The 19731-nt window shown below is 44.0% G+C and carries 24 protein-coding genes; 13 read left to right on the forward strand and 11 right to left on the reverse strand.

All coding sequences use genetic code 11. The features are described from left to right. Nucleotides 1-164: 164 nt before the first annotated feature. Nucleotides 165-1160 (reverse strand): AAA family ATPase, encoded by a 996-nt coding sequence (locus tag AHMF7616_RS19095; protein WP_115374331.1) that lies wholly within the window; start codon nt 1158-1160, stop codon nt 165-167. 56 nt (nt 1161-1216) lie between these two features. After that, the gene (locus AHMF7616_RS19100; protein WP_115374332.1) at nt 1217-1588 is read right to left on the reverse strand and encodes a DMT family protein; all 372 of its coding nucleotides are present in this window, start codon (nt 1586-1588) and stop codon (nt 1217-1219) included. A 413-nt stretch (nt 1589-2001) separates the two neighbouring features. Between AHMF7616_RS19100 and AHMF7616_RS19105 the strand changes: the two genes are divergently transcribed. Further along, nucleotides 2002-2550, forward strand: coding sequence for a DUF2911 domain-containing protein (locus AHMF7616_RS19105; protein ID WP_115374333.1), 549 nt, complete (start codon nt 2002-2004; stop codon nt 2548-2550). A 354-nt stretch (nt 2551-2904) separates the two neighbouring features. Here AHMF7616_RS19105 and AHMF7616_RS19110 read toward each other — a convergent pair whose 3' ends face one another. Continuing rightward, nucleotides 2905-3408, reverse strand: a complete 504-nt coding sequence (locus AHMF7616_RS19110) for an MOSC domain-containing protein (RefSeq protein WP_115374334.1) — start codon at nt 3406-3408, stop codon at nt 2905-2907. Between the two features lie 47 nt (nt 3409-3455). Further along, a complete protein-coding gene (locus AHMF7616_RS19115; protein ID WP_115374335.1) occupies nt 3456-4988 on the reverse strand; it encodes a gluconokinase in 1533 nt (510 codons plus the stop codon). A 376-nt stretch (nt 4989-5364) separates the two neighbouring features. Between AHMF7616_RS19115 and AHMF7616_RS19120 the strand changes: the two genes are divergently transcribed. From AHMF7616_RS19120 to AHMF7616_RS19150, 7 genes are all read left to right on the forward strand, one after another. Further along, on the forward strand, nt 5365-6588 hold the full coding sequence (locus tag AHMF7616_RS19120; RefSeq protein ID WP_115374336.1) for a nucleoside permease: 1224 nt from the start codon (nt 5365-5367) through the stop codon (nt 6586-6588). A 180-nt stretch (nt 6589-6768) separates the two neighbouring features. Beyond that, complete coding sequence (locus tag AHMF7616_RS19125) at nt 6769-7131, forward strand: hypothetical protein (protein WP_115374337.1); 363 nt, start codon at nt 6769-6771, stop codon at nt 7129-7131. Nucleotides 7132-7204: 73 nt separating this feature from the next. Next, nucleotides 7205-7696, forward strand: coding sequence for a hypothetical protein (locus AHMF7616_RS19130; RefSeq protein ID WP_115374338.1), 492 nt, complete (start codon nt 7205-7207; stop codon nt 7694-7696). A gap of 48 nt (nt 7697-7744) precedes the next feature. Further along, nucleotides 7745-7990, forward strand: coding sequence for an AbrB/MazE/SpoVT family DNA-binding domain-containing protein (locus tag AHMF7616_RS19135; RefSeq protein WP_115374339.1), 246 nt, complete (start codon nt 7745-7747; stop codon nt 7988-7990). Then, on the forward strand, nt 7981-8121 hold the full coding sequence (locus tag AHMF7616_RS27235) for a type II toxin-antitoxin system PemK/MazF family toxin (RefSeq protein WP_233507651.1): 141 nt from the start codon (nt 7981-7983) through the stop codon (nt 8119-8121). Before AHMF7616_RS19135 ends, AHMF7616_RS27235 begins: the two co-directional genes overlap by 10 nt. 213 nt (nt 8122-8334) lie before the next feature. Beyond that, nucleotides 8335-9309, forward strand: a complete 975-nt coding sequence (locus AHMF7616_RS19145) for a Gfo/Idh/MocA family protein (protein WP_115374340.1) — start codon at nt 8335-8337, stop codon at nt 9307-9309. A 197-nt stretch (nt 9310-9506) separates the two neighbouring features. Continuing rightward, nucleotides 9507-10025, forward strand: coding sequence for a hypothetical protein (locus AHMF7616_RS19150; protein WP_115374341.1), 519 nt, complete (start codon nt 9507-9509; stop codon nt 10023-10025). A 55-nt stretch (nt 10026-10080) separates the two neighbouring features. Here the strand turns inward: AHMF7616_RS19150 and AHMF7616_RS19155 are convergent, their stop codons facing one another. Next, on the reverse strand, nt 10081-10416 hold the full coding sequence (locus AHMF7616_RS19155; protein WP_115374342.1) for a DUF6249 domain-containing protein: 336 nt from the start codon (nt 10414-10416) through the stop codon (nt 10081-10083). Nucleotides 10417-10757: 341 nt separating this feature from the next. Here AHMF7616_RS19155 and AHMF7616_RS19160 point away from each other — a divergent pair, with 341 nt between their 5' ends. Genes AHMF7616_RS19160 through AHMF7616_RS19175 form a run of 4 tightly spaced genes read left to right on the forward strand, consistent with a single transcriptional unit; the run spans nt 10758 to nt 12519 of the window. Then, complete coding sequence (locus AHMF7616_RS19160) at nt 10758-11336, forward strand: RNA polymerase sigma factor (protein ID WP_115374343.1); 579 nt, start codon at nt 10758-10760, stop codon at nt 11334-11336. Further along, complete coding sequence (locus AHMF7616_RS19165; protein WP_115374344.1) at nt 11333-11740, forward strand: hypothetical protein; 408 nt, start codon at nt 11333-11335, stop codon at nt 11738-11740. Before AHMF7616_RS19160 ends, AHMF7616_RS19165 begins: the two co-directional genes overlap by 4 nt. 12 nt (nt 11741-11752) lie before the next feature. After that, nucleotides 11753-12070, forward strand: coding sequence for a hypothetical protein (locus AHMF7616_RS19170; RefSeq protein ID WP_115374345.1), 318 nt, complete (start codon nt 11753-11755; stop codon nt 12068-12070). Between the two features lie 56 nt (nt 12071-12126). After that, nucleotides 12127-12519 carry a hypothetical protein gene (locus tag AHMF7616_RS19175; RefSeq protein ID WP_115374346.1) on the forward strand — a complete coding sequence of 131 codons (393 nt, stop codon included), beginning with the start codon at nt 12127-12129 and terminating at the stop codon, nt 12517-12519. A gap of 156 nt (nt 12520-12675) precedes the next feature. Here the strand turns inward: AHMF7616_RS19175 and AHMF7616_RS19180 are convergent, their stop codons facing one another. The 5 genes from AHMF7616_RS19180 to AHMF7616_RS27245 form a co-directional block, all read right to left on the reverse strand. Continuing rightward, nucleotides 12676-13671: a Hint domain-containing protein gene (locus tag AHMF7616_RS19180; protein WP_115374347.1), complete on the reverse strand. Its 996-nt coding sequence runs from the start codon at nt 13669-13671 to the stop codon at nt 12676-12678. Nucleotides 13672-14031: 360 nt separating this feature from the next. After that, nucleotides 14032-14649 carry a pyridoxal phosphate-dependent aminotransferase gene (locus AHMF7616_RS19185; RefSeq protein WP_262511730.1) on the reverse strand — a complete coding sequence of 206 codons (618 nt, stop codon included), beginning with the start codon at nt 14647-14649 and terminating at the stop codon, nt 14032-14034. 17 nt (nt 14650-14666) lie between these two features. Beyond that, nucleotides 14667-15197, reverse strand: coding sequence for an aminotransferase class I/II-fold pyridoxal phosphate-dependent enzyme (locus AHMF7616_RS27565; protein ID WP_262511731.1), 531 nt, complete (start codon nt 15195-15197; stop codon nt 14667-14669). Between the two features lie 64 nt (nt 15198-15261). Further along, nucleotides 15262-16101, reverse strand: a complete 840-nt coding sequence (locus AHMF7616_RS27240; protein ID WP_233507652.1) for a flavin monoamine oxidase family protein — start codon at nt 16099-16101, stop codon at nt 15262-15264. A 38-nt stretch (nt 16102-16139) separates the two neighbouring features. Continuing rightward, nucleotides 16140-16808: a flavin monoamine oxidase family protein gene (locus AHMF7616_RS27245; protein ID WP_233507653.1), complete on the reverse strand. Its 669-nt coding sequence runs from the start codon at nt 16806-16808 to the stop codon at nt 16140-16142. A 336-nt stretch (nt 16809-17144) separates the two neighbouring features. Between AHMF7616_RS27245 and AHMF7616_RS19195 the strand changes: the two genes are divergently transcribed. After that, entirely contained in the window at nt 17145-17609 is a 465-nt protein-coding gene (locus AHMF7616_RS19195; RefSeq protein ID WP_115374348.1) for a RidA family protein, read from the forward strand. 379 nt (nt 17610-17988) lie between these two features. On the opposite strand, the gene AHMF7616_RS19200 is transcribed toward AHMF7616_RS19195, so the two are convergent. Continuing rightward, nucleotides 17989-19320, reverse strand: coding sequence for an aminotransferase class V-fold PLP-dependent enzyme (locus AHMF7616_RS19200; RefSeq protein ID WP_115374349.1), 1332 nt, complete (start codon nt 19318-19320; stop codon nt 17989-17991). Nucleotides 19321-19731 lie beyond the last annotated feature (411 nt).

Here is a 19731-nt window from a genome sequence, read left to right on the forward strand (position 1 = left end):
TAAAATTTATCGAGGGAAATAGCTCTTTGTAAGGTAGAATCAAGCCCTCTAAAAAAAGTTTTTTCTTCTAGAAACCATCCCAAATGCTTATTTTGCCGGGTATGTTGTAGATAACGTTCGTGAGACCAAGATGGCATTAGCAACTCTCCGATTATTAAACTAATCTAGCTGATTGGTACTTTGCGCAGAATGGCTTCGATGAAATCTTTGGTTTTAATATCGTCGGCTTCGGCCTCGTAATTTAAAATTATACGGTGGTTAAGCACATCGGAGGCTACTTCTTTAATATCTTCAGGTAATACGTAATCGCGTTCGTCGAAAAATGCCATGGCTTTGGCAGCCAGGTTTAAAGCAATGCTGGCCCGCGGCGACACCCCAAACTGAATGTAATCGGCAAATTCATTTAAATCGTACTCCGCCGGTCGGCGGGTGGCAAATACCAGTTCGATGATGTACTTTTCGAGCACTTCGGAAATTTGCACCTGGTTTATCTCGTTGCGAATAGCAAAAATATCTTCTTTGGTTAAAATAGTATTTACCGCCCCGGCAAACGACATATTAGCCATGCGGCGCATGACTTCTAACTCATCCGATTTTTTTAAATAATTCACGTAAACCTTCATCATAAAACGGTCTACCTGCGCTTCGGGCAAGGGGTAAGTACCTTCGTGCTCCACGGGGTTTTGCGTAGCCAGTACCAGAAAAGGCAGATCCAGTTTAAAGGTATGCTCGCCAATAGTTACCTGTTTTTCCTGCATCGCTTCCAGCAGCGCCGATTGCACTTTGGCCGGCGACCGGTTTACCTCATCAGCCAGAATTAAATTCGCGAAAATAGGGCCTTTTTTTACCTCGAACGCCGACGAATTCTGATTATAAATCATCGTGCCGATTAAATCAGAAGGCAGTAAATCGGGCGTAAATTGGATGCGTTGGAAATTTAAGTGCAATACCCGGCTTAAGGTATTAATGGTTAACGTTTTAGCCAACCCTGGCACGCCTTCGAGTAAAATATGGCCGCCGGTAAATAAGCCAATTAACAGGCGGTTTACCATGTATTGCTGGCCCACCACTACTTTACCTACCTCGGCAAAAACCTGTTTAATCTTATTTTGATGTTCCTGGATGCGCTCCTGGTACGTTATCTGCGATTCAATTTCCATTACAAGACAGTAATTTTTAAATTTTAACGATGAAACGGAAACTACTGGTGTTTAGCCTACCATTTTTTAAAAATAAAATAAACAGCCAGCACCATCAATAAAAACCCAATGATATGGTTCCAGGCCAGCTTATCGGTCCGGAAAATAAAAACGGTGATTAAAGTAAAAACTACCAGCGAAATCACTTCCTGAATAATTTTGAGTTCGAACATGGAAAAAGGCCCGCCGTTTTCTTCGAATCCAATTTTGTTGGCCGGTACCTGAAAAATATATTCAAAAAGCGCCAAGCCCCAACTAATAAGTATTACGCCTACTAAGCCTACCTGCTGCAGCCAGCTTATTTTTTTAAATTGTAGGTGCCCGTACCAGGCAAACGTCATAAATACGTTAGACAGCATCAGCAAAATAGTAGTGTATATTCCTTTCACGGAGCCTCTGAATTTATTTAGTGTTAAAATTACATAAAAACTCGGGAATATAACCAGCGTTTACGATAACGTTCTCAATAACTCGTTAACGAGTAGTTTTCGAGGTTGGCTGTTCAAGGTTCGATATTTAATTAATACCAGGGCTTACGCCAAAGTGGCCGTGCGAATATGCCCCTGGAACAGTGCCGTTGGTAATGTCCGCACATACAACTTTCGGTTTTTTAAATGTTAGAACATTTTAAAGAACAAATTATTAAACGGGATTCTCGAACAACGAACAACGAACATCAAATATCGAATATCAAAGTTGGCAATTTCCGGAAAGTATAAGCGTTAACCTTGATAAAGTCGGCAAATTAATGCATTTTAGCGTATCCTTATACATTCACTTTAACTAACCAAGAACTATGATAATGAAACAATTAAGAGCAAGTCTGTTGCTGTGCTTATTTTTAGCGGTTACTACCCTCGCCTTTGGCCAGGATGATAAAGCCCAACGGCCAAGTCCGCCCGCTACGGCTTCGGGTAAAATTGGAGCAGCCCAGGTTACCATTAACTACAGTTCTCCGGCGGTAAAAGGCCGCAAAATGCTCGGCGAGAAAGAGCCTTACGGCAAAGTATGGCGCACCGGCGCCAACGAAGCTACTACTATTACCTTCGATAAAGACGTAATGATTGAAGGACAAACGTTAAAAGCCGGAACTTATGCATTGTTCACCATTCCGAACCAAACCGAATGGACCGTTATTTTTAACAAAACCGCCGAGCAGTGGGGTGCTTTTAAATACGACGAAGCGCAAGATGCTTTGCGCGTGAAAGTAAAACCAATAGCCAGCAAGGCATTAACCGAACGCCTGAAATTTGAAGTAACTCCCAAAGGGAAAAATGCCGGCGTGGTTACCATGAAATGGGAAAACGTAGAGGTGCCGGTCCGGATTAAAACGGATGGCGCTTCGGCCTAGTTATTTTTAAAAAATTAAAAAAAAGCGGCTTTGGTTTAGTTAACCAAAGCCGCTTTTTTGTGGCTTGAATTAACCCCTCCGCCTGCGGCACCTCCCCTAAAAACAGGGGAGGAGATGAAGCTGTTACTTCCTTCTTCCTTTCCTTGCTCTGGTGCGGAATGCCTCGTGCCGCGGCACGTTCCCACAGGAAAGGCAGGATAGCGAGGGCGGAAGATCCAAACGAGGCCCGCCGGCCAGGAGGCAAAACTTGAAAGTAGCAAGTTAAATAGCACCAACGCTTGGAGGCGGAAACCGACTCCAAAGAACAGCTGTAAATTGCCGCAATTAGTCTATCTAAATAGTAAAGGCATCTGGCTATAAATTAATTCTAACCACGTCGCCTACGTGCAAATGCCCTCCTTGCAGAATCTGCGCAGTTAAGCCACCGTGGCCGCGCATGGCATTGTAGCCACCCGGCCCCAAATTCGTTTCCATGCGGGAACAAGGATGGCACAAACCCGTGGTTTGCAGTAAAACTTCGCCTACCCAGAATTGCTGATCTTTCAAGGCCAGCAAATTAATGCCCCGTACCACCAGATTCCGCCGGAGTAATCCTGGGTCTATTTGGGGTGAATGCAACATAGAAGCCACTGCTGCAATATGCTCCGCTTGAATAAGGGTTATTTGCCGTTTGCTCCCCGGTTTACCGTTAAAATGATCGCCAGCTAAACCCTGGTCGGTGACTGCTTCTACCGAGTCCAGGGATTGCAGCGGCGTCAAACGGGCGGGCCGGACACCAATCCAGGTAAGCGTGCCGGTCTGAGGCAAAGTACGAAGCAGATGCCCCAACTGAGAATCTTTAGATCTGAAAAAAGCCATTTATTTCAACCAGAATGCAACTACCGAGGTCTGTTTTTTAAATTTTTCTATTTCTGCAAGGCCGTAATGGCCGCAAAATCTTGTTTTAGCTTGGGGTATAATCCTTCGTAAATTTCGTATAGTTGCTGGTACGTCGCGTGATGCTCCGGTTTTGGGTGATACGTGCGGGCCACTGGTACCAACTTTTCTATCCCTTCAAAATCCGGGATTATTTTTAACGCCAGCATGCCCATCATGGCGGCGCCCAGAGCCGAACTTTCGACACTCTCGGTTACCCTGATTTCCTGATTAAACATATCGGACAGCATTTGCACCCAGAAATCACCTTTGGCAAAACCACCGTTGGCGTAAATGACATCAATAGGGCCGGTAACCTGCATTAAAGCATTCGCCACACTGTACAGGCCAAACAAAACTCCTTCGAGTAAAGCGCGCAGCATATGCGCCCGGGTATGCGTTACATTTAAGCCAAAGTACACGCCGCGAGCATCCGCATCCCAAATAGGTGCCCGCTCGCCGAGCAGGTACGGTAAAAACAACAAGCCATCCGATCCGGCCGGTATGGTAGCCGCTTTTTGCAAAAGCAACTCGTACGTATCCGCCGATAAATCGTGGGCTAACTGCGTTTCGGAGGCGCCGAACTGGTCGCGGAACCAGCGCAGCAAAATAGCCCCGTTGCTTACGGCCCCACCCAGCACATAATGTTCCGGAGTAAGAATATAACTAAAAATGCGTTCCTGCGAATCGGTGGCGGGTTCGGCGGAAATTACCCGGATGGCTCCGCTGGTGCCAATAGTCAGAGCCGCATGGCCCGGCCGGATGGCGCCACTGCCCAGGTTAGCCAAACAGCCATCGCCCCCGCCCAGAATAAACGGCACCTGCGGGTCAACGCCCAGGTAGCTGGCCGCCTCCAATGGTAATCCCTGCACCATATGCGTTCCCGGTACCGGGGTTGATAAATGAGCCTCGGTAATACCAGCCAGTTGCAAAGCCGGAGCAAACCATTGCAACGTAAAAATATCAAATAAGCCGGTAGCCGAAGCAACCGAATAATCAATAACGTACTGCCCGAAAAGCCGGAAAAACACGTATTCTTTAATTGAAATAAATTTATAGGTTTGCTTGACTAAGTCGGGCTGCTCGGCTTGCAGCCATACCAGTTTGCACAACGGCGACATCGGGTGAATAGGCGTACCGGTGCGGCGGTAAATATTATGACCAGCCGCACTGTTTTTAATTTGCGCGGCCTGCGCATTACTCCGCGTATCGGCCCAGGTAATGCTGTTGGTAAGCAGATTGCCCGCTTCATCTACCGCTATTAAACTATGCATGGCACTGCTGAAGCTAATACCCGCTAAGCCGGCCACCGTAAAACCGGTAGTGCGCATTGTAGATACTACCGCTTTAACGGTATCGCGTACGGCCAGTAATACTTCATCGGGGTTTTGCTCGCTGTACGCAGGTTGCGGCGTTAATAAAGGATACTCCGCGGCTTTTTCGGCCAGCACTTGGCCTTGTAAATTAAAAGCTACGGCTTTTGTGCTGGTAGTGCCCATATCAACTCCGATGATGTAATGCATAGGTTTGGTTGGTTCAGTAAAAATTAAACCGAAATATCGGAGTTATTACCGATAACTGGATAGTAAGTTTTAATTTAAAAAGTAATTTTTCGCCTAAGTTTCAGGTAAGCGGCTACCCCTGGCATTCTTCTTTTTTTGGGTAGTTTATCCGTAACCACTAACAACAAATATTTTAAAAATCGCCCTGATTTTCATTCAAAATCAGGGCAGATCGGGCAAGATCAGTTTCGGAAGTATTTACCCGGCGCCAAAGCAAAAATTTTATCTCACTCCGCTTACCCGGGATAAATAATTGTCGAAACATTTTACTTGGCGGTGGCTCTTGCTTTGCTCCGATAATACTAGTATGTTGTTTCTCAAATAAATTTAATAACCTATGACTGGATGGGTGCGCGGGCAGCTTTCTGCCATGATGTTTCTGCAATTTTTTATTTGGGGCGCCTGGTACGTAACCATGGGCACGTATCTGGCCAATGCTTTACAAGCCGACGGCGTAGCTATCGGCGATGCGTACAGCGCTATGTCCATTGCTACCATTATTTCGCCATTTTTTGTGGGTATGATTGCCGACCGCTTTTTTGCCGCGCAACGTTTGCTAGGAATTTTACATTTGTTGGGCGCTGCCGTTTTGTATTATCTCACTACCATCCAGGACCCGGATATCTTTTATTGGTTTATCTTGCTGTATTCCCTGATGTACGCCCCTACTCTGGCGCTGGCTAACGCTATTTCGTTTAACCAGATGCGGGAACCAGGCAAGCAGTTCGCCGCCGTGCGGGTGTGGGGCACAGTAGGTTGGATCGCTACGGGTTGGCTCATCGACCAGGTTTTTCACGTTACACCCTCCGATTTAGGTATTACTTTTAAAATGGCCGCCATTGCCTCAGTTGCTTTAGCGGTTCTGAGTCTTTTCTTACCCAACACCCCGCCTAAAGCCAAAGATGCCACGGTGCGTACTTCCGAAATTATCGGCGCCGAAGCTTTTGTTTTATTAAAAAACCGGCCTTTCCTGGTGTTTTTCCTGGCCTCGATTTTAATTTGCATTCCGCTTTCGTTTTATTACAGCCAAACCAACCAGTTTCTGGTAGAATCGGGCATGGAACACGCTACCCGCAACATGACTTTCGGGCAAATTTCCGAAGCGCTTTTTATACTGGCTATTCCGTTTTTCTTCCGGCGGTTCGGGGTGAAGTACATGATTTTAATTGGTATGCTTACCTGGGTAATTCGGTTTTTACTGTTTGGCTTCGGCGGCCCCGACCAGATGTGGATGTTGTTTGGTGGCATTATCCTGCACGGCGTTTGCTTCGATTTCTTTTTTGTAACCGGCCAGATTTACACCGACCACAAAGCCGGCGAAAAAATAAAAAGTTCGGCTCAGGGCATGATTACCATGGCCACCTACGGCATTGGCATGTGGATCGGCACCAAATTATCGGGTTACGTGGCCAAAAACTACACCATCTCGCCCACGGAACATTACTGGCAGGAAATCTGGCTGGTTCCGGCCGCTATTGCGGCCGTGGTATTTGTGCTATTCGCCGTATTTTTCCGCGAAAAACAGCTCGACCGGAAACAAGTTGCTGCGGCGGTGCATTAAATAGTTGTTCGTTGTTCGTTATTAGTTGTTCGGCTAGCAAACATTTATTAATTAGCAAAATGCAGGAAGTCATCATTAAAACTAGTTCTGCTTAAGCACTTGGTTTTAATTATTTCTTTTACCTGCCATGATCTCACCGATTTAGTATGTACCATTTTTTAAATTTTTACCCTGACGCTTATGCAATTTCAAGAAATCTACGACCGGGTACTGCCGTTGTGGGGCGATACCATCGATTTTTCGGATGGATACATTATTCAACCCGAGAAAAAATTTAAAAATTTAAAGAAAGAAGCGGATAACAGCGATTACTTCTATTCGAAGAAACTAAGCAACCAGTGGAATGCCCTGGAAGCCGAAATAGCCGAAGAAGATGCGGAAGGCCGGTTAATGCTCTGGACCATGTTTCAGATATACCAGCAACACGCCCGTCAGAAATTCGAACAAAACGTACTGGCCTTTGCTCCGCAGGAAATCGATAAAGCAGAAATTGAAGAACAGTTTTTGAAAAATGTAAAGGAAGAAGAATGGGAAGATGAGTAATGTTTCTACTAGCACATACCATCTTAAGATTTAATGATTGGTTGTCTCTATTATTTTAATACTATAAACCAAAATGAAAAGACTAATACTTCTAATAATTGGACTTTTAAACTTCGCCGTTTGCCAAGGACAGTCGGATTATGTAATTTTAAAAGACCAGTCTATAATTCATGACCTGATATCTACTTACAAAATTTTGCCTGAAGCAATGTTAGCTACAGAACTGTCCGAAGCAGAATTTAATTTGGCTAAGAAAATCTCATTAAAGACTATCGAAGATTATAATACTAAAGTAAATGAAGGCTTTAAGAAACGCGGAGAAAGCAGAAGATACGCTAAAATGTATCAAATTCGAGATTTAAAAAATTATAAGATCCAATACGTTCCTTATCTAAATGAAAAAAGAGAAAAGGAAATCTGGATTAATGGATTTTGTGATAGTTTTAACAAGGATTGGAGGAAAGAAATTATTCACGTATTTGATGGTGGAAATTGTTATTTTACAATACGCTTAAATCTTTTAACTGGCGAATGCATAGCAGTCGGAACAAACGGATATGCATAAAACTTACTGTTAACCAAAATTTTACGCTCGATTACGACCGTAACAGAAATGGAAGTAGCAATCATTCAAATAGGAAATTCAAAAGGGCTTCGCTTAACCAAGTCTATCCTGGACCGATATAACATTAAAGATAAAGTAGAACTGATTTTGGAAGAAGGGCAAATTATTCTGAAACCAGTAGAGCAGCCCAGAAAAGGCTGGGACAAAGCTTTTCAGAAGATGTATGAAAACGGCGACGATCAATTTCTAATGGATGATGTATTTGGTGAAGAAGATTTTGAGGAATGGAAATAAACCAGTACGATATAGTGTTGGTAAACTTAGATCCGACTATCGGCAGCGAAATCCCAAAAACTAGGCCTTGTGCGGTTGTATCGCCTAACGAAATCAATCATAACCTACGAACTGTAGTAATTGCCCCATGACTATCAAAAGCCGCCATTATCCAACCCGCATTAAAGTAAGCCATAATAACCAAACGGGCTGGGTAGTAATAGATCAGAACAGTTGATAAAACCCGAATTATAAAAGTTTTAGGAAGTCTGAACCCAGCAGAGGTAGTTGCCTGCAAAAAAGTAATAAAGGAAACATTTGTTGATTAAAATCAACTTACGCCATAACACAATACTTAAGAAACTATGCAAACCATCCGTTGGGGAATAATTGGCTGCGGCGACGTAACCGAAGTAAAAAGCGGTCCGGCTTTTAATAAAATACCAAATTCAAAGCTGGTAGCGGTCATGCGCCGCGATGCTGCCAAAGCCGAAGATTATGCCCGTCGGCACAACGTACCCAAGTGGTATGCCGATGCTACCGCGCTCATTAACGACCCCGAAGTAGATGCCGTTTACATTGCCACGCCGCCCGGTTCGCACCACGATTATACCTTGCAGGTAGCCGCCGCGGGCAAACCTGTTTACGTAGAAAAACCCATGGCCCGCACCTACGCCGAATGCCAGGAAATGATCGCGGCCTGCGAAAAAGCGCAACTGCCTTTATTTGTGGCGTTTTACCGCCGTCGTTTGCCTTCTTTTTTAAAAGTAAAAGAACTGGTAGATACCGGGGCTATCGGCGAGGTGCGGTTCGTAAACATCCAATTGTATCATCCTTTACAAAATAATTTAGAAAAAGATAATCTGCCCTGGCGCGTACAGCCGGATATTGCCGGCGGCGGTTTGTTCTTTGACCTGGCTCCGCACCAACTCGATATTCTGGATTACATCTTAGGCCCCATTGCCTCGGCTTCAGGGCAAACTGCCAATCAGGCGAACCAGTACCCCGCCGAAGATATCGTAACAGCGCAATACCGTTTTGCTTCGGGCGTGTTAGGCAGCGGCACCTGGTGCTTTACCGTAGCCGACAACCAACGCACCGACCGCATGGAGCTATTTGGCAGCCAAGGGAAAATTACGTTTGCGGCTTTCGATAAAGTGCCGGTTTTACTGGAGACGGCTGCGGGCAAACAAGAATTTGATTTGCCGCCGCCGCCGCATATTCAGCAGCCGTTCATTCAAACCATCGTGGAGCAACTAACCGGCCAAGGAGAATGCCCTAGCACCGGCGTTACCGCCGCCCGCACCGCCTGGGTAATGGACCAGATTGTAGGTAGGTAAAATCCAGACACTAGTTGTGTGAAATTATATAAGGTTTTGATATGCTCCCTAATTTAGATTTTAGTTAATGCAATTTGTGTTTATTACTATAGCTATACCTTGTCATCAATACAGCTCTATATTTTTAAAAAAGTATAATTGCATACTACCTCTTGTTTTCTCATTTCTCATTTCTCATTGTTTCTTGTGATTTTCACATGGAGAAGGTTCCTGTAGGAATTGATGTGGCTAAAAATATAAATAGATCTAAAGAATTAGGAATATTTATCAGTGAATTCTCGCCCAAAGAAGTTGTATTAAATGATAGCTTAAAATTTGAAATTGTAAGTGCTTGGGTAGAATATAATATTTACTCTACAGATGTTGAACATCAATTCCAGAAAGCTAAAAATTGGTCTGAAGGAAATCAATGGAAGCTAAAAGAAGACTTTGATCCAATAAATAAAGGTCATTTTTCTTTTTTAGTGAAAGGTCACTTTAAAGAAAGATTTAAAGACTATGGGGGAAATTGGAAGTTTGACTATTGTCAACTAATTGGAACTAGCGATACTACTATTTCAAATAATTACACTTATTTTAAAACTTACGGTCCAGTAAGCTATGATAGTTTAACAACAAAAATTAAGTTAAATTTTGAGTACTACATACATGCACAGGATACCACAAAGTATGGAAAATGGGTTGATTTTGGAGAGTTTTATTTAACCAAAAAATAACTACACACAATACAGTACATGATCAAAGCTGCTTAAGGTATGTGTTTTAAAAATTTCAGGCTTCATCCTGCTTACCTAGCCGTTTGTCAATAATAAAGTAATACAAAATCAAACTTAAACCTCCGAGCATTACGCCCAGCGGCACTCCAATCGCGTATCGCCAAGGTATGAAATCCCCGATAGTCATACCCAAAACCACCGAGAAAATAACCATGCCGTACTTGAGGGCTGTGCGGCGCGGCCGGAAAAAGTTCGGGTCCAAGCCTCGTTCTACCAAAGCCAATCGTTCGCGGGTGCGGGAAGTAAAATACAAATAACAAATACCGAAGATGGTGCCGAAGAATAAAATGGCAACAATAACGATGAGCACGGGGCCGAACATGTTTTGCATAACTTTTAGATTTAAGTTTTATGCCCCTTGGACGCCGTGAAGTAACAGGCGGTTACAACTTATTCTGAGTAAATTTTAAATTATCGCTAAGGGTACCTTAACTAACCAAAACCTAAAAAACTCAGCCACAATCTATATGCGCAAATAAATAAACCTACATTATTCCGTCATTCAGGAGGAAACTATTTAGCTACGTTGCCAGATAGTTTCCTCCTGAATGACGCTTTTAAAAAACTGCGGATTTTTTTAAATTAATGCTAGCCCTTTACCGAATACTTTTCACTTAAAATCTACAATTTACTTGTAACCGCTTCTAAAGCAATGGCGTCTAATCGGCACACATGGAAAAGCAGCCTGATAACTACTACGTTCAGCAAGTGCTCCGCGGAAATACGGCGGCGTTTACCTTTTTGGTAGATAAGTATAAAAGTCTGGCTGCTGCGATTGCTTATAAAATTACCGGCAATGCGCAGGATGCCGAAGAAGTGGCCCAAGATGCTTTTGTGAAAGCGTACCGGGCTTTACCAGGTTTTAAAGCTGAAGCTAAGTTTTCGACGTGGTTGTACCGCATTGTGTACAATACCGCCATATCTAAAACCCGCCGCAAAGTATTTTTTGCCATATCTCTGGAAGATGCCGAACTAACCGAAACCAACCTGGAACAAACCGGCTACCAGTTGCTAAACTTACAAGCCGCCGAACAAACCAAGTACTTGGATTTGGCACTAGCGCAATTGCCTCCCGATGAAAATTTATTGTTAACCTTGTTTTATTTGCACGAAAAATCGGTGGAAGAAATCCAGGAGATTACCAGCTTAACCAAAGCCAATATTAAAGTAAAGTTGTTTCGGGCGCGGCAGAAAATGTATAGTTACCTGCAAGGCCTGTTAAAACAAGAATGGAAGGAAATAATCGGATGAAAAAGGAAACAGAAGTAACCCGCGACCCGCTGACGCAACAGCTAATTACCAAAGCTACTCCGTTGCCGGAGCTTAAAGTCGATTTTACCGCCCAGGTTATGGCGCAAATAGAAGTGCAAACACAAGCGCAACGGGCTAAAATATACGAGCCATTAATCCCTGCTCAAGTTTGGCGTTGGATCGTGATTGCCTTGAGCAGTATGGTTTTGTTAGTATTGGCTTTAAGTGCACTGGCTTTTAGGCCAACAGTAAGTTTTGGCTTTGGAAATGCGTTTAATTCTAGCTTAAAAGAGTTTCTGAGCTTTAGCCAATTAAGCTACTTACCTCAATTAATCCTAGCCGGCGTAATTTGTTTTTGCTGGTTGCTCCTAGATTATTTATACGGCCAGTTAAGAAAGAGCTAGTTAGCACTCATTATGGAAGAATTAACTGAAGAACAAATAAGGTTAGGATTTTGGTACTGGAACAGAGAACCAGACTTTCCTCCTGAATCTATAACAAAAGTCGAAAACTATCACCCAAGATTAAGGCTGAACCTCTTTATCACACAATTAGATAAAACTCCTAAAGAGCAAAATAAGATTGTCGACCAATGGTGCGAACTTCTGCCGACTTTACAGGATATAAAATATTTATGGTTCTGCAGTAAAGTTAACCAGAAAATTTTGACGCAGCTTGCAAAGTGCCTACTTTGGAAGGGCTATACATTAAATGGAGCGGAATCAAGAACATAACTAACCTAAGCCAGTTAAAATCTTTAAAGCATCTGCATTTAGGTAGCTCTTCCCAAATGGAAAGCATCGACGTATTAAATGGATTAAGTAATTTAAGGACGCTTAATCTTGAGCAACTTAATAAAATTAGTAACTTCAGCCAACTTTCCAGTTTAGTCAATCTTCAAGGCCTCGGCATTAATGGAGGAGTGTGGACGGCCCAGAAGATTGCCTCGCTCAAGCCAATCGGAAGTTTAACAAAACTGAAGTATCTAACCTTAATCAATACAAGAGCACAGGACAAATCTTTTGAGCCAATAATGCATCTTAAAGAATTGGTTCGTTTTAATTCCTCGTGGAATTACCCAGAAGCTGAATTCAAAAAACTTAAATCATTGCCTAACTTAAAATATGGCAATGTGGAAACAAGTTTGAAGGAAATAAAGGAAAGTTTCCAGCGGCAACTGTAAAAAAATAACGTGTGCTAACATTGCGCATAAGCCATGCCGCAGCCAACGACATCGCACGACTCATGCACGAGACCGAAAATAACAGAACTAGCCAGCTCCCATTTACCGGAATTGGCTAGTTCTGTTGCTAAATCTAAATATCCAGAAAGGTAAGCCTTACTTCTGCAATACCATTACGTCGTTCATCATGAAGGTAGTACCGGCGGCAGCTTCAATGTTGTATACTTTTTGCACGCCACCCGCGTATTCGGCTTTGTTTAATACCGTGAATGGTTCGTATTTGCCGGTTTTGCTGTTGTAGCACAATACTTCTTCCCCCAGGTTTATTTCGCCCATTTTGCGTTTTCCTTCGCGGGTTTGCATCGGGTGATTTGGAGTAGCTTCCAGCACTTTGCTGCTTAAGCTTACCTCTTTGCCCAGTTTACTCGTTTTTTCGGAAGCGCTGGCTACCAGTAAACGGGTGATGGCGTAGTTTTTAGCTTCGTGCGACACCAGTTCTTTTACCAGTACCGTCGTTGATTTTTTAGTAGCCGGGTCAATGGTTAAAACCTGATCGCCGGCTTTTACTTCTTTCAATAATTTTTGCTGGCCGTTGGCCATGGCTACCAACTGGTCGCCGGGGAAGCAGATATCATTGCCGTAGGTAGCCGATTCCGCTTTTAAATCTTTGCCCTGGTTTAAAGCTTTGTATTGCTGAAACGCCAGTTCTTTCGACAACACGTAAGACAGCTTCAGCACAAAATTTTTTTCTTCTTTATCAATGGCGTGAATATCTTCGAAATAGTTTTCCCACACCTTGCCATCGGTAGTGAAGTTAGGCAACAGAGCTTTGTATAATTTGCCTTTTTCGTTGGTGTAAAATACCAGGGTACCGAGTTCCTGCATGCCTTCTTTGCTTACCAAGCGGTACAGATCCATGCGTTTTTTCAGGCCATCGTCGCCGGTAATAAAGTAGGGTTTGCGGCCTTCGTACCGGTCCAGGATATAAGCGTTTTCAATTTTAACGTAGGTATCGTTATCTAAATCTTTTACCGCAAAAGTTTTGGCTTTCTGGTATTCGGCCATGGTTAAAGGCCGCGATGTGCCGTTGCTTTGGGCGTGCGCCACGTACATGTTACCAATGAGTGCAAACGATAAGAATATTTTACGCATAATTGTGAATGTTAAAATTTAAGATTTTTTAAAAAATGAAGCCTTCCCCTAAGTCATGATGCCTTTTTAAATCTTAAAATCAGCATAGGGCAGCGGACGCTTTTTGATATTGTTTTGTTTTTGTTTCAGGTAGTTTGCCCGGTTTCCGAGCAGGTTTGATTTGGGTTATTTTAAATACTTATCTGACGTAGCCTTTAACCGCTAGTGCGAGCTTGCAGCTCGTACCTTAATTCGACTATACTAATAATGTGGTACAAGCTACAAGCCCCCACCTGCGAAGGCCTAAATCGAAGTAAAATTTAAAAAATTATAGCCTAAGCTCCCCTTCTCCCTAAAGAGAAGGGGCTGGGGGTTGAGGTCTTAAGATATCTGGCGGAAGGCATCGGCAAACGCCTGCATTTCTTCCATGCGGCCAATGCTGATGCGGCACCACTCCTGGTTATTAAACTTCCAGTTACGTACGCCTACACCGCGTTTCATTAATTCGGCGACAAACTTTTCGCCTTCCATTTTTAGGGGGAACATCACGAAGTTACTCGACGACGGAATGTATTCGTAGCCTTCTTTCTTCAGTACATCGTACAAAAAGTTTTTAGAAGCCATGGTTTTCTTTAAAGCATCCTGCAAAAAGGCTTTATCCTGATAAGCAGCTAAAGCAGCTTGTACCGAAGGAGCCGAAATGCTCATGCCACCGGCGGCATATTTGCTTAATTCTTTTACTACCTCGGGCTGGGCAATAATGTACCCTACGCGCAAGCCGGCAAAGCCATAAAGTTTCGAGAAAGTACGGGCAATAATTACGTTTTGTCCTTTATTCACGCAGTCCATCATCGAAGCGGCTTTGGGGTCTGGTAAATAATCAATGTAGGCCTCATCAATAAATACAGGCACTTTTTTAGAAACTCTTTCGCAGAAAGCCCGGAGCTTACCCGAATCTACTACAGTACCGGTAGGGTTATTCGGGTTACAGATGTACATCAGCGACGTGCTGGCATCTACCTTTTTTCCATGGCGTCCAGGTCTAACTTGTAGTCCGCGGTTAAGGGCACTTTGTTCCAGGTAGTGTTAAAATCAGAAGCGTCGCGGGGTAAGCTGGCGTAGGTGGGGTCGCCGGAAACAATATTAGAACCTTCTTTTTTGCTGTAATACATGGCGGCGGCCAACAACAAAGGTCCGGAACCGGCATCCATTAATACATTCTCTAGCTTTACGCCTTCGTAATCCGCAATTTTCTGGGCCAACTCCCGGGTATATTTCATGGGGTATTGGTAGCTGGTGTTCAGGGCATCCATGGCGGCTTTTTTAGCCTTTTCCGAAGGTCCGAAAGGATTTTCGTTGGCATTCAGGCGAGCTTTTAGTTCGGCCGGAGCACCCAGAATAATACTTTCTTCCGTAACTTTCTTCTCGAGGGTACGGGCAACCGGCTTAGCTACCAGCTGATTGATTGAGCCGGAAAAGAAAGTAATTCCTCCAGCTAAAAAAGCACTGGACTTGAGCCAGTTACGTCTGTTCATTGATTTTTCCATGAGAGTAAAAGTGCGTATAAGTGTAAATTAAAGTTGAAAGTTTATTTTTGATTAAGAGAGAATTTTAGCCTTTAGAAGTAACTGGGTATTGTACCCGTTGCTCCGCTAACCGGGAGTGAATGGAAGCTACCACGCTGCGGGCCGATTCAAAAGCGCCGGCCATCCAGGCGGTTAAATAGGTAGTGTGTTCGCCGGCGAAGTACACGTTTTGGTCGGGTTTGAGCAGCGCCGGATATAAGGTTTTGCGGGCTTCGCTGTTGTACACGGCCCAGCCGCCCAGGTTGTATTTGGTTTTGTGCCAGCTTACCGAAAACGAGGTTTCAAATTCTTGTTTGTACTGCGGATGAATAAGGCTGCCTTTTTCCAGGGCCAGTTTTTCCCGGTCAGCCATGGATAAATCGCCGACCATTTTGGCTTTCTCGTTAAAGTTATAATACCCCAGCAGAATGCCTTTTTTACTTAGGTAATCGTACGACGGGTAAAAAATCTGGGTAAGCTCGTTGTTGGTGTGCGTAATGCCGCCGTAAATCTGCTCGTCTTCTTCCCAGAAGCGCCGTTTAAACTGTAAGCCTATTTTGCCGGTTTGGATGTAAGGCACAAAATCAATGGCGCGGCTCACATCCGAAGCAAAATTATGATCAATGTTACTGAGCACCGGTAAGGGCAAAGTGCAAATGCATATATCGCCGGTTAACTCGTGCTCGCCTTGTTTATCTTTATAAATAACTTTTACGCCGGTGGGCACATTTTGCACGGTTTTTACCTCGGCTCCAAGCTTTAGGGAACCCGCCACTTTCTTTTCCAGGGCTTTGGCAATATTATCCATGCCGCCTACGGCCTGGAACATGGTCATTTGCAGCTCATAGGTGTACTCGGCTACATTATAAAAATCCGGGTCCAGCAAACCAGATTGGATAATATCAGCCAGTTTATGTGGGTCACCTACTTTCCCGGACTTTTCACCGGCCCCGGCGATTCCAGGTAACCCCGGCGTGCGGAAGCTTTGTATAACTTATCTATATCCAGGCCGCCTTCGGCGCGCAAGTATTCCAGCACTTTGGCGGCGTCTTCCTTATTTAAAGCTAAATCCAGTTTATCCTGGTCCAGGGCTTTGGCGAGCAGCTCGGTCATGTAGCCGCGCATGTCGTTGTGGATTTCGCGGGCGCGTACTTTTTTATTCGATAAAGCGCCTTTGCCTTCGCTGAAGTAATAAGTGCCTTCGTTTACATTATTATATACCTCCAGCGGTACGCCTAACTCTTTACAATAATGCATGGTGAGCTGGTGGTGATGCGGAATACGCGACGGGCCGGCATTATAATATAAGCCATTGTCGAAATTAGCAGTTTGCACCGGTCCGTCTCCTTCCTGGTGGGTAGATCCTTTCCGGACACTAAATACGCGACCGCCGGCCCGGGTTCGGGCTTCCAGAATAGTAGTGCGGTAACCTAATTTATTTAACTCGTAAGCAGCCGTCATGCCGGCTAAACCACCACCCAAAATCAGGACGTGTTTGCCTTTACCATCACCGGATAAATTAAAAGCATGCGCCGGAGCACCGGGCAATAAACCGAGCGCCATCATAGCCGGATAAGCACTTCCGGCAAGCATTGCGCTCTTACTTAAAAAAGCTCTTCGGGATAGATGTTTCAAATTAATTATATTTAAATTTTACTAAAACTCCATGTCTAAAGGTAAAAATTTTATAGTATATTGCCGAAAAAACAAGTGTAAATTTCAACATATACCTAAAATTTACACTTGTTTCAATGAAAAACATGTATTTTTTACTTAAGTGCCTTAAAATTTAAACTGTTTATAATAAAACCATCTGTTTTTACCAGATCGTTGTTTAATTTAAATCGTACAATCTGGTGCAGCAGCTTAAAAAATGATTAATTCTTTTACTTTTCTTATAGAGTCGTTACCTTTTAACCTGATTTATCCATGAAAAAGTGTTTTTACCTATCCTGCGCTGTTGTTTTGTTATCGGCTACGGCCAGCTTTGGACAAACCGCGGGCACCCAGCCCGAAAAGAAAATTATTAAAACCGACCAAGCTCCTCTACCAGTAGGGCCTTACAGCCAGGGCGTATTAGTAGATGGTTTTTTGTTTGTAGCGGGGCAAGTGGGCGTTAATCCGCAAACCCGCCAGTTAGCGTCGCAAAGTTTTGAAGCCGAAACCGACCAGGTGCTTAAAAATTTACAGGCGATATTAAAAGGAGCCGGCATGGATTTCCGGCACGTCGTTAAAACTACTATTTACTTAAAAGACATGGGCCAGTTCGCGAAAGTAAACGAGGTGTATGGTAAGTACTTTACCGTAGAGCCGCCCGCTCGTGAAACAGTGCAAGTATCTAATTTACCCAGCAACGCCAACGTAGAAATCTCGGTTATTGCCGCTATGCATTAGTTGTTAGTCCATGGTCGATGGTCGATAAACCATAGTCTACAGTTGTAACAGAGCGTATGTTTGTTAATTTTAAATTAAGAAACGCTTCATAAATCTAAACTGGCGCCAGTCTTAGCGTAGCGAGACTGGTGACTAATGAACAAATGCCAGTCTCCGGACTGGCGAAAGTATCTGATAATATGTTTACGGAAGTCAGGAGACTTCCTTTTGTCTATCAAGCACCAGTGACGCTTCGCTTAACACTGGCGCTAGTTGCTTTAGTTAGTAGTTCTTAAAATAAACCGGCCTGCCTTTCTTCCTTAACATATTGGTTAGGAAGAAAAGCAGGCCGGTTTTTAAATTTTACTGGGCTAAGCTCCGATAAATCCTTTGCTATAATTTATTTGCTGCTGGTGCGGTTAGCGGCGGTCACGTTTTCTTTGGCAATGGCGTGAATGGTATCTACTAAGCGGTCTAAATCTTTAATGGGAGTATATATGTGCGGGGTAATGCGCACACCACTAATATTTTCCCAAACCGTGGCCGACGTATGAATGCGGGCGCGTTTAAATAATTCGCTGGCTACCTGCCCGGGCTCCATGCCTTTTAAGGCGAAAGTACATAAAGCTCCCGAAAACTCGGGTTTTAGGGAAGTTTGCGTGGAAAAACCCGGTACGTTCAGACATTTCTCTACCCAGTAATTTTTTAAAAAATGCAGCCGTTTCTGCTTGCGCTCGTTCCCGATGGTGTTGTGAAAATTGATGGCATGGCCAATCGCCATTTCGGTCGGGAAAGAGCGGGTACCCAGCCGTTCGAACTTGCGAATATCGGGGCTTTGCGGATCTTCGGGCGCCAGGAGCGGCCATAAGTCCTTGATACGAGCTTGCTTTACGTACAACATGCCGGTGCCAAACGGCGAGCAAAGCCATTTGTGTAAGCTGGTGCCGTAGTAATCGCCTTCTAAATCCGGAATTTTGTAATTAATATGGGCAAAAGAATGTGCCCCATCGATTATTACTTGAATGGTCGGACTGTGTTTTTTAGCGGCCCGGCTAATCAAAGCCGCCGGTAAAATTTGCCCCGACCAGTTCATCAGGTGCGTAATCATGACGGCTTTAGTTTGGGGCGTAAAAGCTGCTTTAAATTTGCTAACAATCAATTGATTATCCTCGATGGGTAAGTCCAGGGAGATAAATTTTAAAATTATGCCGTCGCGCTTTTCGCGTTGCTTCCAGGCGTTAATCACGTTGGGGTAGTCTTGCTTAGTCAGGACCACTTCGTCGCCGCGTTGCAGGTTTATGCCGAAAATAATAGTTTCCAGAGCTTCGCTGGCGTTGCGGTTAATGGCAATTTCTTCGGGCGAGCAACCACCCAGATCGGCTAATTTCATCCGGACTGCTTCGCGGGCTTCGTCTAAGGTGCGCCACATGTAATAGCTGGGGGCTTCGTTGCTCAGGCGGTTATACCGGTCGAGGGCATCCTGCACCACAATAGGCTGTGGACTTACCCCACCGTTGTTCAGGTTAATAATGTTGGGCGAAACCGAATAGGCTTGCTGAATAAAACTCCAGTAATCTTCGTCGCGGGTTACATCTTCGGCCGCGGCAACTTCCGGAATAATTAAACCCGTTTCGGTTTTCCAGGCTACCAACGCCGGACTAACGCTCAGCAAACCAGCCAAACCACCTATTTTTCGAACAAAGTTTCTTCTGGAATTTGAGTTATCCGGCATGAGAATTACTGATTTTTAGTGGTAGGTTTTCCGTTTTAAAAATGATTTTTATTATAATTCAACTGCTCAAAGCCTCAGCTATACTTCTTCTTACATTAATATAAAAATAATTTGCTACAATAACGACTAGTTATCTAATTAGAAGGGAAATCAACTACACCAACCCTTCCTTATCTAAGGCGGGGAGCTTTTTTTCAGATGCCATTTACTAGAGTAAGTTTGTGGAAGTTATCCTCCCCCTACCCCTTCCGAAGCGGAACTAGTACGTTCTAATTCTATCGCGAGCGTCCTCGCTCGTGATGACCATCGTTCGGCCTCTGGCCGGTGGTAAGTTTAGGTTGTTAGCCTTTTATTCAAGTTTATCGGTTTGCCCGGCCAGAGGCCTCCTACATAGTAAGACACGAGCGAGGA

Source organism: Adhaeribacter pallidiroseus (assembly GCF_003340495.1).
Classification (GTDB): Bacteria; Bacteroidota; Bacteroidia; order Cytophagales; family Hymenobacteraceae; genus Adhaeribacter; species Adhaeribacter pallidiroseus.

Coding starts and splice junctions, on each gene's coding strand:
- AHMF7616_RS19175 (WP_115374346.1), top strand. CDS start 12,127: ATGGAAAGCATCGACGTATTAAATGGATTAAGTAATTTAAGGACGCTT.
- AHMF7616_RS19200 (WP_115374349.1), bottom strand. CDS start 19,320: ATGCCGGATAACTCAAATTCCAGAAGAAACTTTGTTCGAAAAATAGGT.
- AHMF7616_RS27245 (WP_233507653.1), bottom strand. CDS start 16,808: ATGCTTGCCGGAAGTGCTTATCCGGCTATGATGGCGCTCGGTTTATTG.
- AHMF7616_RS27565 (WP_262511731.1), bottom strand. CDS start 15,197: ATGGAAAAATCAATGAACAGACGTAACTGGCTCAAGTCCAGTGCTTTT.
- AHMF7616_RS19185 (WP_262511730.1), bottom strand. CDS start 14,649: ATGTACATCTGTAACCCGAATAACCCTACCGGTACTGTAGTAGATTCG.
- AHMF7616_RS19160 (WP_115374343.1), top strand. CDS start 10,758: ATGGAAAAGCAGCCTGATAACTACTACGTTCAGCAAGTGCTCCGCGGA.
- AHMF7616_RS19135 (WP_115374339.1), top strand. CDS start 7,745: ATGGAAGTAGCAATCATTCAAATAGGAAATTCAAAAGGGCTTCGCTTA.
- AHMF7616_RS19195 (WP_115374348.1), top strand. CDS start 17,145: ATGAAAAAGTGTTTTTACCTATCCTGCGCTGTTGTTTTGTTATCGGCT.
- AHMF7616_RS19125 (WP_115374337.1), top strand. CDS start 6,769: ATGCAATTTCAAGAAATCTACGACCGGGTACTGCCGTTGTGGGGCGAT.
- AHMF7616_RS19120 (WP_115374336.1), top strand. CDS start 5,365: ATGACTGGATGGGTGCGCGGGCAGCTTTCTGCCATGATGTTTCTGCAA.
- AHMF7616_RS19115 (WP_115374335.1), bottom strand. CDS start 4,988: ATGCATTACATCATCGGAGTTGATATGGGCACTACCAGCACAAAAGCC.
- AHMF7616_RS19170 (WP_115374345.1), top strand. CDS start 11,753: ATGGAAGAATTAACTGAAGAACAAATAAGGTTAGGATTTTGGTACTGG.
- AHMF7616_RS19150 (WP_115374341.1), top strand. CDS start 9,507: ATGGAGAAGGTTCCTGTAGGAATTGATGTGGCTAAAAATATAAATAGA.
- AHMF7616_RS27235 (WP_233507651.1), top strand. CDS start 7,981: ATGGAAATAAACCAGTACGATATAGTGTTGGTAAACTTAGATCCGACT.
- AHMF7616_RS19130 (WP_115374338.1), top strand. CDS start 7,205: ATGAAAAGACTAATACTTCTAATAATTGGACTTTTAAACTTCGCCGTT.
- AHMF7616_RS19165 (WP_115374344.1), top strand. CDS start 11,333: ATGAAAAAGGAAACAGAAGTAACCCGCGACCCGCTGACGCAACAGCTA.
- AHMF7616_RS19105 (WP_115374333.1), top strand. CDS start 2,002: ATGAAACAATTAAGAGCAAGTCTGTTGCTGTGCTTATTTTTAGCGGTT.
- AHMF7616_RS19155 (WP_115374342.1), bottom strand. CDS start 10,416: ATGCAAAACATGTTCGGCCCCGTGCTCATCGTTATTGTTGCCATTTTA.
- AHMF7616_RS19095 (WP_115374331.1), bottom strand. CDS start 1,160: ATGGAAATTGAATCGCAGATAACGTACCAGGAGCGCATCCAGGAACAT.
- AHMF7616_RS19180 (WP_115374347.1), bottom strand. CDS start 13,671: ATGCGTAAAATATTCTTATCGTTTGCACTCATTGGTAACATGTACGTG.
- AHMF7616_RS19145 (WP_115374340.1), top strand. CDS start 8,335: ATGCAAACCATCCGTTGGGGAATAATTGGCTGCGGCGACGTAACCGAA.
- AHMF7616_RS19110 (WP_115374334.1), bottom strand. CDS start 3,408: ATGGCTTTTTTCAGATCTAAAGATTCTCAGTTGGGGCATCTGCTTCGT.